This is a genomic window from Prevotella sp. TF12-30, assembly GCF_003436715.1.
GTDB lineage: Bacteria > Bacteroidota > Bacteroidia > Bacteroidales > Bacteroidaceae > Prevotella > Prevotella copri_A.
Genome location: NZ_QSQJ01000021.1, coordinates 22,126 through 34,815, shown reverse-complemented (window position 1 = coordinate 34,815; position 12,690 = coordinate 22,126). Strand labels below are relative to the sequence as shown.

Below are 12,690 nucleotides of genomic sequence, written 5' to 3'. Positions count from 1 at the left end.
TTACGATGTTGTTGGTTCAACAATATGCGCCAGTTTTCTGGCTACACCCAATAACCCAGCCGCAGTATCGGTATCTCCCATACTCACGCAAGTAAGATAGCCAGCCATATAGAGGATAGCACCTTTCAGGTTGCTCTGTAGATTGATATACTCTGCACCACTGCTTTCCGTGATGATTTCCGGCTGAGCCACATAGGTGAAGTCAACCGTCACGCTATTCGATTTGCTCGTATATAGCTCTAGGTATCTACCGCCATTGGTATGGATGATAGCCGCAATAGGTCGGTCAGGATTTCCCCTCACTCCATATTTGCAGCCCTGATACTTGTAGGCTTCATCATTCTCGGTGATGATTTCTGCATTGCGGTTCCAGTCGCTGGCTCTTACACTGAGCAGCCTGATCATATCGGCTGGCATATAGACCGTACCGACATAAGCATTGTTCTTCGATGCCCAAGATACTCTGATGTTGTCTAGCTTGATTCCATCCACCATATCTACTGGCGCATCAGAAAGAATGATACTTGCTGCATCTACGATTTTACTCTTGATAAGTTCTGCCTGAGAGAGCGTATCAGTATCATCGGGAGTCAGCAAGCCGGAAGACTCTTGGTTTCTATCCAAGAGCACCTTCACTTCTTTCACCAAATCAGATACAGCATACTTCTTCATTATTCAAGTCCTTCTAGTTCAACACCCTTTTCCTTGGCAATAGACAAGATGTCCTCCTTGGTCTTCAACTTCGAACGGCTCACACCGAAGGTCTCAGCCAGATAGTCTCTGGCATCCTCAAAGTCTGTCACGATATGGGTCTTCTTCTCCTCAGCCGCCTTCTTCTTGGTCTTGGCAGCCGCTCTCTTCTTGGCTTCGGCAGCTTCCTTCTTCTCGTCAACGGCTTCCACCAAGAAGAACTTGTCTTTGAACCAATAATGAGACTCGATAGCCTTCTGCAAATTCTCGTCTCTTGTGCCATAGATACTGCAACCCATAGTCTTGCCCTCGAAGACAACTCTCACTCGTTCGTTACCAACCATAACGCTGAACGACAAATCCGTACCAGCTTGATATTTCTTATACATGATTATACCTTATTATATATGTGTTATGAAAAAAGGGATGGGGCTAGTGCCCACACCCCTCTCTATTTAATGAATAATTTGCCGAATTTGCCCTGCATTAAGCAGCAGCCTTGGTCTCTTCTGCCTCAGATGTAGGAACCTTGGCAAGTCGCATACGAGCATGTGCCTTAGGGTACTTCAAGTACAGACAAGCAACCTCCTGAATAACTACTGCATCGGTGTTACGGATTCCAGCCTTCTTCAAGTCGAGAACGTTACGAGTCCAAGACAAGTGTACTCGCTTCACCAAGAACTCAGGATCAAGAGCGAAGCCGCAGTCACTCATACCGAAGAGGTCGAACAACTCTGAGTGAATCATCAATACCTCACCGAAATCTGTCTCCCAACTCTTGAACTTCAAGTTCCATACCTCAACGGTGTCCTTCAAGCGGAACTTGTCTGAATCAATCTTACTGAATGCACGGACGAAGTCTGAGCCAGCGATAACCACCTTGCGCTTGTTGCCGATACCAGTACCGACAAACATATCCTTGGAAATATCTACCAGCTCCAAGTCTGTGATAACTCGCTCATTCTTGGTGTAGCCCTTCTTGATCTCATCGGCAGTAGCAATATGACCTACCTCAATATCCTTGCCAGCCATCCACCAGATACCCTTGGTAAACCACTGAGCTGAATTATCCTTTGTAGTATGCTTGATGCAAGCCATATCACCGAAGAGATAAGAACCCTCCATGGCAAGTCGCATATCATAGATGCTATCCTCCTCGATGTCTGAGAAATCCCAATCCACTCGCTTGTCAGCAATCTTATTGAAGGTACTCTGCTCAACCTGAATCATGAAGTTCTGGCAGTACTGAATATCAGAATCAGGAAGGTTGTTGAAACGACCAGTCTGTACATCCAGCTCACCGCAGCTCTTTGCCATACGAATCAACTTCTGACCCTGCTTCAAGGCAGGAACACCGATAGGCTGTTTGCTGACCATGTTACCATTAATGGCATACACGATAGGATAGCCTTCTGTGTCCTTACCGCACACACAGAGCACCAAATCAGGAGTAGGAGCATCAGTAATGGTTGAATAAGCGACACCCTTATAGTTAGTGACAGCCTTCACACCAACCACTCGGATGGTATCATCAAGCGTAAACATTTCAGGGTCTTCTACCTTCAATACCATAGATGTACCAGTACTTGCCTCAGTATTCTCTTTTACTGTGGTTCGGATAGGACGAGTACCGATACTCCAATACTCAACAACAAAGGAGCTTGCCGACTTGGTTGTGGCATAACGGGAAATCTGATCCACTGGTGTTGCCATCGGGCGAATCTTGATAATCTTCTCGTTGATGTCATTGTTGTAAAACTCAATACCCTTCTCGTTGAAGTGCTCACGACCCTTGGTTTCGTTAGCGATACCCTCACTCTGACGAGCCGCACCACCATTGCCAGCTTCGCCAGCAGCAGGAGCACCGCCTGCTTCCGCAGGGTGACCACTCTCAGAAGTACCGCCATCAGGGAGAGTTGCCTCAGCCATCAGCACCTGACCATTGACACCAAAAATAACTGCCATCACCATAATAAAAATGGAGAACAGTCGATTAAATGTACTTTTTGTTACTTTCATTATCCTAAATATTAATTAAACATTATATAAATCTAACTCTATCTTATCGGATGCGTGTTCGCTTCTCGTTTCCACGTTCCCAGATGTTTCCTCTTCGGGTAACCCTGCCAAGCGCACCAAATTCCGGCTGGTTGTCGGTCTTCTTGGTCTCGGCATTCGCTGAGTCCAGGTCGGCAGTACCATCGCCCTTCTTGCGCAGTTCCAAGTTCTTCATGTGCTTGGTGTTCTTACCACGCACCTCACCTTCATGAGCAGCATCAGCTACATCGGTATCGTGATTCTTTGCCTTGATGAATGCAGTAATCATATCCTCTGTGAAGATACCTTTCACCACATTGTTCATCGTCTGGAAGCACTGGTCGATAGCTTCGTTCACCGCTTCCTCGCCATACTTCTTCTCCAACTTGTCGAAGACCGCATAGCTGGCTGGCATATTCTTGTCATACTCCTCCTGCAATTTCTTGCCATCAGACGCATTCTTCAAGAACTCAGACTGAGCATTGGCAATCTCGTCAGCATTATCAGGATCAGAGTAGTAGTCGATAGCATCCTCTCCGTGGGTACGAATCAATTCTGCATAAGGACTCTTGCCAGCCTTCATCGCCTGCAGGAAGGTAGCCGCTGCAGGGTCACTTCCCATCCAGTCAGCCATCGCCTTCTCGTTATCCTTGTAACCTTGCAAAGACTTCTGATCGGCATCATAATCATCATTGATAGCACCATAGATAGCTTCATCATCCGCATACTCGGTATCGGGGTGACGAGTCTTCAAACGCTCCAAAGCCAAGTCTCTCTTGGTCTTCGTAGCTTGCTGTGCAGCAGCACCAGCATTCTGTTCCGTATTTGTATTATCAGGCATATATATATGTATTAATTTATAAATCAATGCCCAAAAGTAATGCTTTTCCGCCTATAATTAATCTTATCCGTTAACTTTAATTAATCGTATATGAATAATTTGGTTGTTTCAATACTTTTTTGTAACTTTGCATCATAAGAAAATGAAACATAAAGGATCACGATGTGACTTTACACAAGAGCGAAACGCTGACATATTGAGAGCTTACAAGGAAATCATATCAGTAAGAGACAATATCAGCCTCTTGGAGATTGAGCAGAGATTACTGCAATCTTCAAGCAAGCGTTTTTGGGTCTCGGATATCAGGGCTTACAATGTTATTCTGACGATGATCAAAGGGAAATCCTTGAATAACATGAACCCTACCAAGAGAGAAATGTTTCAGGAAATATACCGCAGATTTATAGCTTATACCAAGCAGCATCCTTCTATCACCAAGTTGGATGCCATTAGTTACGTGTGCAATCAGGAGGCTCCCAGTTTCTATCTTTCTCCGAAATCCATACACGTGATTCTTCACAAGGTGAGAAAGGAGGAGAAGGAAAGATGTTACGAATTAAGAAAGAAAAGATTGCGCTTTATGCTGGGTACATTATAATAATGTGTATCACATTCCTTGGATATGATGGAATGGGTCTCTATGAAGGTTGCTCTATGCTGAACCGACTTACCTACCCGTTCTTCCATCAGAACGTCTTCCATGCTGCCATCAACATTTGGGTGCTGCACCAATGCCTGAAAGCCAGACCTTGCGGCATCGTAGATATGGTGGTGTTCTATCTCATAGCCGTAAGCTATTACCCCAGTTCTAGCGTACCCATCATCGGTCTCAGCGGTATCGTATATGCCTATATGGGATATATCGCCCCATTCGTAGAGAAGAAGGTGAGATACAACATCATCATTCTCACGTATATATGTGTAGGATTTTTCATTCCTTGCATGGCAGTGGGCATCCACATCTATTGCTATGTAGTCGGTCTGTTGTGGGGGTATCTTAATTCTCCGATATGCCAAGACAAGTAGCCATAGGAACCAAGCTGACAGATGCACTAGACAAACATGTATTGAGCATCCTGACTGAGAATGAGAAGCGCATCAAGGAAATCAACACTCCTTTCAGCCCGATCAAGGGTGAGGGTTGTGGAGATAAGCGATTCCTGCTCTTCCTGCCTGACTTCCCGATTCAGAAGCAGCACCTCCCGATGAGCATGAAGAAGATTCCGCTCATCAAGATGCTGCTGGAACTGGGTAGCTGCAAGGCGGTGATCGAGGAACTGCATGCGGATATGGATGAGCCATACAACCTTGAAGAGGAAATGGAGCAACTGGTGGAGCAGTTCACCCGAATCAGGATGAAGCACGACCCCTTCTTCTTCTTCGCCATGTTCATCTATATCAAGCCGAAAGGTGGAGGTCTCCCCTTCCGCTTTGTGCTGAGAAGACCGCAGCGCAGACTGCTCAGGTGGCTGGAAGAGAGAAGAAAGAAGAACCGCCCTATCCGACTCATCCTGCTGAAAGCCCGACAATGGGGAGGTTCAACGGTCATTCAGATGTACTTCCTTTGGCTGCAAATTATGTGGCAGAAGGGTCTCAACTCGCTCATCATCGCTCAGGTCAAGGACACGGCAGAAACCATCCGAGGAATGTTTGATGAAGCGTTGAAGGAATTTCCGACCAAGTTCCTGCACGAAATGGGAGAAGCCTATTCTGAGAACGAGCCTAAGTTTGTAGGATTTGGTACATCCGGCAACGTGAAGAAGGTTCCTCAGCGATTCTGCAAAATCAAGGTAGGTTCTATGCAGAATCCGACTTCCGCCAATGGTGAAGATTACAACCTCATCCATTGTTCTGAGGTAGGATTGTGGGAGAAGACAGAAGGCAAGTCTCCTGAGCAAGTTGTTCAGAATGCAACCAATGGTGTGCTCTACAGACCATACACCATGATTGTATATGAGTCAACCGCCAATGGTACTGGCAACTTCTTCCATCAGGAATGGCTGGCAGCAGAGAAAGGTGAATCAGTATTTGAGCCGTTCTTCGTTCCTTGGTTTGAGATTTACGACCTCTACCATCTTGACTTTGAAAGCAAGAAAAAGAAGGAGGAGTTTGCCAAATGGTTATACGACAACCGCAACAACACCAACACAATGTCTAACCGTGATGAGCCGGGTACATACCTTTGGAAATTGTGGCAGATGGGAGCACCTTTGGAAGCCATCAACTGGTATATTGTGGAGCGCAAGAAGTTCACAGACCATGGAGATATGGCTAGCGGATTCCCATCTGACCCAGTTGAGGCATTCAAGCACTCAGGAGCCAAGGTATTTGCTGAGGAGAAGGTTGACCAGTTCAAGAAAGGTTGCCGATCACCTAAGTTTATCGGTGATGTTTATGGTGATGGTTACAAGGGCAAGAAGTGCCTACAGAACGTGCGATTCACGGAAGACAAGACTGGGCAGTTGTGGATATGGAGCAAGCCGGAGTACTTTGACGATTGCAAGGTGACCAACCGATATTTGGTTGTAGTGGATATTGGTGGTAGAGGTAGTAAGGCTGACTGGTCTGTTATCTGTGTCTTTGACCGATACTGGATGATGGAAGGTGGCAAGCCGTATGTGGTAGCCCAATGGTATGGGCATATTGATATGGACTTGCTGGCTTGGAAAGCAGCACAGATAGCCAAGTTCTATGATAATGCCCTCTTGGTGATTGAATCCAACACCTTGGAGACGAAAGACAAGGAACATATCTTGGAAGGTGGTGATCAGTCTGAGTTCATCCTGAATCAAATCAAGGATGTATATGACAATCTCTATGCACGCAAACAGAGTGAAGCAGACATTAAGGAAGGTGTTCCACGCAAGTACGGATTCCATACCAATGTAGCAACCAAGCCAATGGTTATCTCTGTACTGGTTCAGGTAGTCAGAGAGCATCTATACGTTGAACGAGACCAGCGATGCCTGAACGAGTTCCTTACCTACGAGCGCAAGAAGAATGGAGCATACGGAGCCATTGATGGCAAGCACGATGATTTGCTCATGACAAGAGCTATTGGACTCCATATCTGCTTCAATGAAATGAAAATGCCTAAGATGGTTCTGTATCAGACTAGGGTAATGAGAAAAAAGGTTTCTGTTTCGGCAGCAACCATCATATAGTTTCAACTTTAATTATACGATTATGAAGATTACTAAGATTTTCAAGCGCATCAAATGCGAGATTATGTACCGCCAAGCTACGGCTAAGGCAGACTATGCAGCCAAGAAGAACAAGGGTGAAATCTACTTTGTCCTACCTACGGAGAAGGGCAACCTGATGATTATGAACCGCCCCCTCTTCGAGGCTTTCAAGAAGACCAAACTGGTAGATAAGGATATGAAGTCGAGAGACCTCTTCCGTGATTGTGTCTATCATACCAACTGCAAGAGCGAGAGAGGAAAGCGCATCCGCAAGCGCAAGTTCCTCAGATGGAAGGGCTTGATTTAATGCCCAAAAGTTAATGGATAAGAGATAGGTAGAGAAAATTCTGCCTATCTTTGCGCTATTATTAATAATGTGTATCAAAATATGATTTATAAAATAGTACAAGGAAATGCTTTCAAGCTTCATATCTTGGTGCGGAAGATGGAAATGTCCAAGGAGTTCAATCGTTTGGTTGACTTCGATATGACACAAGCATCCGATATCAAGGTGGAACTACAATGCTGCTTCGATGATTCCATCATCGTTCCTACTTCTATCGGTGGCATCGAGCATAATGTGCTGGTATGCAATATTCCATCCACCTTGGAAATCGGAAACTACAATGTAGCCGTTTCGTGGACTTATGAGGGTTATGCGATGAAGAGTGTGGAGCGAAACATCTTGCAGATCATAGAGACCAATCAAAGGGTGAAAGTTCCAGTAGGAGTCTTCCAAGGTGAGACGGTTGGAATGTTCGACCTTCGATATTATATGGTCACCAAGAATCAGTCTGATTGTACATTCGTCTATTCCTTGGATGATGTTACCCTCTCCTCTACTCCTGCTACATTGAAGTTGGGTGAGAAATTTGAAGCAACTCTTACTCCTGCCGAAGGATTCAATATCGGTTTGGTGAAAGTAATCATGGATGGAGCCGACATCACAAGAGATGCTTACAAGGATGGCAAGATTGAGATTCCAGCCGTATCAGGCTACGTAAGCATCATGGCGAATGGCGATGATAATATCTACTATTACGGATCAACCGCTGCCAAGAATATGTGCCAGTTCAACATAGAAGACCTCACCAAGGTTGTGGGTGACATGGTTGATAAGTCTATCACCATCACTACCACCAAGGACAAGCCATATATCTGGTTTGCCAGCCGTGTTCCTGTTGTCTTCACTCAGTCAGGATTCACGGCAAATCTCAACTCTACTAAAGTAGGAGATATATACTATTATTGGTCAGATGAGTTGAAAGCAGGAGAATATACATATAACGCTAAATTAAAATAATATGGCAGAAGAAGTAAAATTCAACAACACGCTCGTAAGTGGAAGAGCCGATGAGACCTTGACATACACTAAGTATGTGAAGGATGAGAGTTCGGGCAAATCCACCAAGGAGATTCTTGACGAGAAGGTCAACAAGACCGACCAACTCGGAACTACACAGATTGCCGACAAAGCCGTTACTACAGAGAAACTGGATGCAGCATCCGTCACCACCGACAAGGTAGCAGATGCAAACATCACCACCTCCAAACTTGCCGACTCATCCGTAGAGACCGAAAAAATCAACAACAAGGCAGTAACCACGGATAAGTTGAATGATGGCGCAGTTGATAACTCCAAACTTTCTCCTGAGGCAGTCACCTACGATAAGGTTAAGGATAAGGCAATCATCACCGAGAAGCTCAACGACCGGGCTGTAACAACTGAGAAGGTAGAGGAGAGAGCTATTACAAACCCGAAACTTGGCAACCAGTCGGTTGATGGCAGGGTAGTTCGTGAGGCATCCTTGGAGACCAAACATTTCGCCAACGGATCTGTAACTACGGAAAAAATCAAAGACGGCTCAGTCACAAATGAAAAGGTAGCAGACGATACGCTTGGCATCGAGAAGTTTGATCCAGAGCTTCGCAAAACCATCCAAGCCGCCACTGGTCTTCCTGAGGATTTAAGTCAGATGATCCAAGATGTAGATAAGTCTGTCAAGCAACTGAAAGAGAAGGACACAGACCTCCAGTCTCAGATTAACGATAAGCAGCAGCAAATCACTGCCAACGATGGTGACATTTCTTTGTTGCAGACTCGCAGCACTCAGATGGAGGAAGCCATCAAGGGCATTTCCGCAAGTGGTGGTGCAAGCCAAGCCACAGCAGTAACATACGAGAACACAGAGAGTGGTCTTGATTCTGTAACAGCACAGGGAGCTATTGATGAACTTGCAAGAAAGAAATTCAACAAGGAAAATATTGCCCAAGAGTTTGGTGATTCAAAGGACAAGGTAGTTTCCCAGTTTGCACTTCCATTCCGTGAAATTGAATCTCCAGAGTTCATCAAGGTAATTGTAGATGCAGAATACCACTTCATTTTTGGTATTCAGCTTGATGGTTCCATTGAATGGGGCAAGGGTATTCCTGCACCAATCAGAGCCAAGTTACAGGAAATTATCAACCAGTGCCAGCAGGATAAGACAGATATTCTTGGATCTATTAATGCTGCCAAAGAAGAATTGTCTGCAAGCATCACTGCATTGCAGGAAGGTAAGGTTGACAAGGAAGAAGGAAAGTCTCTCATTGAAGATGAAGTAAAGGAGTACTTTAGAGTAATCGAAAATGAGGAGTTTATCAAAGCTATAGTGGATTCAGATGATAAGGTTCTGTTTGGTTTCTACAGAGCAACTGGCAAGCCTTATTATCCTCTCAATGAAATGTATCACGTTGAACAGAATGAAGAGTTCTTCGCTCTTTGGAAGGATGCTTCAAACCATGTGCTCCTTGGTATCAGAAGAGACGGACAAATCATTGGAGAAATCCATGCTGTCAATGCCTTGAAGCAAGTTATCTCTCAGCTTCAATCAGACTTTACATCATTACAGGAGAAGGTAGGTACAATAGATACCAATCTCAAAGAACTCCTTGATGTTTTCTCTTTACAGGAGAATCCTGAGTATCTTGCAGTAGAGAAAGATGCAGACGGAAAGATTCTGTCTGTTACTAACAATGATGGTAGTCATTATATCCATAATGCCAAATCTGAAACTATCCCAGAAGAGTTTTCTCATATTGAAGACCCTGAGGGAAGGACTGAGATTACAACTGATGCAGAAAATAAGGTAATGTCATGGCGTGATTCAAGGGGAAAAAAACATGAGCATGATATGGAAGTTACTAACCTTGATGTGTCAAATCTCAATCTTCAAGGGAATAGTGTGAATAATATCCAAGATGCTCTCAAAGCAAATGGCTTTGACACTAAAGGTAAAACAGACTGGAGTGACTGGTATGACAAGCATGATTCTGCTCTTGAATTACCAATTCCCACTAAAGCAGTAATTAACATTACTGGTGTTAATCAAATGCCTAGCAAAAAGTTGGTTAATGATAAGGCTTATATTGAGTTCTTTGATTTTGCAGGAAACTATTTTAAGATAAAAGCATATCTTAATGCACAAGGTGCTAGCACAATGCATGACCCTATGAAATCTTGTGCTATAGATTTGTTTTCAGATGATTGGGGTGGTAATGAGTTTGAAATAAAGTTCGGTGATTGGGTAGCACAGGATGGTTTTCATCTTAAAGCCTTCTACAAGGATTCATTAAAGTCAACACAGCCAATTTGCTATGAAATTGGTGAGCAAATCACGTCATTCCTTAATGTACGTTCAAACAGATTTCACATAAGTTCAGATAATGTTCTCATATGTGGAACTGGTGATATGGACAACGATTTTTCACAAGCCAAATGTATGCCTTCACAATTTCCTTGCGAAGTGTATCTGAATGGTGAGTATTATGGTCTCTTTATATGGTCTCTTAAAAAGAACAGGAAAAATTATTCCATGAACAAAAAAGACTACACCAGCATTCTGATAGATAATGTTGGAGGTATGTTTAATGGAGATAGTTTTAATTGGATAAGTGCAGAAATACGTAATCCTAAAAAACTTATTTGTGTAGATGGCGAGGAATATGATGCTGATACACACATGGGAGAGCTTATTGGTACAGATACTGTTGCCGGTCAGCAATACACATTCTCAAAATTAAATGCTGCAACAACTGGCACTGATACATTTAAAGTCACATCTGTAAATTATAATGCTGACAATAAGGATATGGTAAATACTGCAAAGACAAAGGCTATTATAGAAGCGTGTCAGGCATATAAGTCAGAAGTGAACTCTGCATCTACTAACGAGGAAAAGAAAAAGATTGTAGAGAAATCTTTTGATATTGATAATTTGTTAGCATATATCATATTCTGTGAATTGACTTATAATCAGGATGGATGGTATAATAATGCTCAGATAACCATCTATGACAAAAAGGTTGGATATAATATCTATGATTGTGATTCTTGTCTTGGAAAAGCATGGAACGGCATATTGTGGACTTCATCGCTGTCTAGGGAGATTTTTGATTCTAATTCAACAAATCCTCTTTTTGTAATAAAGTCATTGTATGCAGAGGAGATTGGGACTATGTATAAAACTCTTAGAGACAAAGGTATCATAACTAAAGAGAATCTAAACAAGATAGTTGATGATTGGTTTGACAGATTAGGTACTGATGCATTAAAAAGGAGTGTAACTAAATGGAATAATTCTCCATCATATAGAAAGCCGACAAATCTTGATGAGCATTGGGAACCATACATACCATTATCAAAGAGTGAATTGGAATCTATAAATTCATATAATGCAGAAACAAATTATAGTGTAGGTACTATTGTTTGTTATGGTAATGGTGGGTATGATAACTACTATTATAAGTGTGTAAAAGAATGTTTAGGAAGTACACCAACAACTGATGGTAACTATTATACAAACGGAATATATGATTCAAAGGAAAGAATCAAAATGTGGCTAGAAAAGAGAATTGATTTTTGCGATGTTTTATGGAATTATAAATAATAAAAAGAAATGATTATGGAAAAATGTTTGATTACAAAATTAAATGGCTCTGTACAGAATGACTCTCTGTTACGTATTGGAGAGTTCTGTATTAAAGTTAGCAAGGTGGAGTCTCCTACTGCTGATTCACAAAAATTTAGTGTACGAAATAATAAAGACACCCATCTTCGCATTATAGGTAATGGTTATTTTACGAATGAGACTTTATCTGAAAATAAAGGTAAGGTAATGGATATTGCAGCTAATACTGAAACATTAGTGTATTACAGCAATGGTGATTATGAAATTGTTGTATCTGAAAAATATTCATTGGGAAGTTTTGGTTCTTCCTTATCAAAATATTGGAAAGATTTTAAAGGTAAACTTTCTTTCGATATAGAATCGCTGAAGTATTCTCCAAATATCATAAATCTAATGTTATCCAACACTCAGGTAACAGGTGATATTGCTGTGCTTGGCAAATTGACTGGTCTTCAAATATTATTTTTATCCAACACTCAGGTAACAGGTGATATTGCTGTGCTTGGCAAATTGACGGGTCTCGTACATTTAAATTTATCCAACACTCAGGTAACAGGTGATATTGCTGTGTTTGGTAAATTGACTGGTCTTACTGATATTCCAAGTGTTTTGAATACTAAAGTAACTGGTGATATTTCTGTTTATAAGAATACAAAAACTAACCAATTACAATTTAAAGGCACAAGTGTTTATGGTGATTTATCTGTTTTACCAAATAATGTTTTATGGGTACAAGGAAACAGTAATACTGGCACATTTACATGGACAGGTATTAAAAACAGAACAAATATCTTAGCATTAGAAAAGTGTAAGTGTAATAATATTGATGCTTTCCTCAACGATATGGCAACGCTTGAAGCTAAGTTTATTGGTGAATATATTTGGTATAAGACAATCTCGTTGATTGGCACTCGTACATCAGCATCAGATGCAGCAGTACAGACTTTGCAGAGTAAGGGATATACGGTCTCAATCACTCCTGCATAAG

11 protein-coding genes are annotated in these 12,690 nt (G+C 42.4%); 7 read left to right on the top strand and 4 right to left on the bottom strand.

Annotated elements, in window-relative coordinates; genetic code table 11:
- The 4 genes from DXD25_RS09310 to DXD25_RS09295 all read right to left on the bottom strand — a co-directional run bounded on the left by DXD25_RS09310 (position 1) and on the right by DXD25_RS09295 (position 3,568).
- Complete coding sequence (locus DXD25_RS09310; RefSeq protein WP_117663175.1) at positions 1-672, bottom strand: hypothetical protein; 672 nt, start codon at positions 670-672, stop codon at positions 1-3.
- Entirely contained in the window at positions 672-1,079 is a 408-nt protein-coding gene (locus tag DXD25_RS09305) for a hypothetical protein (protein ID WP_147327888.1), read from the bottom strand. Before DXD25_RS09305 ends, DXD25_RS09310 begins: the two co-directional genes overlap by 1 nt.
- Positions 1,080-1,176: 97 nt before the next feature.
- The gene (locus DXD25_RS09300) at positions 1,177-2,655 is read right to left on the bottom strand and encodes a hypothetical protein (RefSeq protein WP_233522254.1); all 1,479 of its coding nucleotides are present in this window, start codon (positions 2,653-2,655) and stop codon (positions 1,177-1,179) included.
- Between the two features lie 97 nt (positions 2,656-2,752).
- Positions 2,753-3,568 (bottom strand): hypothetical protein, encoded by an 816-nt coding sequence (locus DXD25_RS09295; protein ID WP_117663169.1) that lies wholly within the window; start codon positions 3,566-3,568, stop codon positions 2,753-2,755.
- Between the two features lie 142 nt (positions 3,569-3,710).
- Between DXD25_RS09295 and DXD25_RS09290 the strand changes: the two genes are divergently transcribed.
- The 7 genes from DXD25_RS09290 (at position 3,711) to DXD25_RS09260 (ending at position 12,689) form a co-directional block, all read left to right on the top strand.
- On the top strand, positions 3,711-4,166 hold the full coding sequence (locus DXD25_RS09290; protein WP_147327887.1) for a hypothetical protein: 456 nt from the start codon (positions 3,711-3,713) through the stop codon (positions 4,164-4,166).
- Between the two features lie 2 nt (positions 4,167-4,168).
- A complete protein-coding gene (locus DXD25_RS09285; RefSeq protein WP_158556321.1) occupies positions 4,169-4,594 on the top strand; it encodes a rhomboid family intramembrane serine protease in 426 nt (141 codons plus the stop codon).
- Positions 4,579-6,732, top strand: a complete 2,154-nt coding sequence (locus tag DXD25_RS09280) for a terminase (RefSeq protein WP_117663163.1) — start codon at positions 4,579-4,581, stop codon at positions 6,730-6,732. The genes DXD25_RS09285 and DXD25_RS09280 overlap by 16 nt, the downstream gene beginning before the upstream one ends.
- A 22-nt stretch (positions 6,733-6,754) precedes the next feature.
- Positions 6,755-7,060, top strand: a complete 306-nt coding sequence (locus DXD25_RS09275; RefSeq protein WP_117663161.1) for a hypothetical protein — start codon at positions 6,755-6,757, stop codon at positions 7,058-7,060.
- Positions 7,061-7,141: 81 nt separating this feature from the next.
- The gene (locus DXD25_RS09270) at positions 7,142-8,056 is read left to right on the top strand and encodes a hypothetical protein (protein WP_117663159.1); all 915 of its coding nucleotides are present in this window, start codon (positions 7,142-7,144) and stop codon (positions 8,054-8,056) included.
- 1 nt (position 8,057) lies between these two features.
- On the top strand, positions 8,058-11,681 hold the full coding sequence (locus DXD25_RS09265; RefSeq protein WP_117663157.1) for a CotH kinase family protein: 3,624 nt from the start codon (positions 8,058-8,060) through the stop codon (positions 11,679-11,681).
- A 15-nt stretch (positions 11,682-11,696) separates the two neighbouring features.
- Positions 11,697-12,689, top strand: a complete 993-nt coding sequence (locus tag DXD25_RS09260) for a hypothetical protein (protein ID WP_147327886.1) — start codon at positions 11,697-11,699, stop codon at positions 12,687-12,689.
- Position 12,690 lies beyond the last annotated feature (1 nt).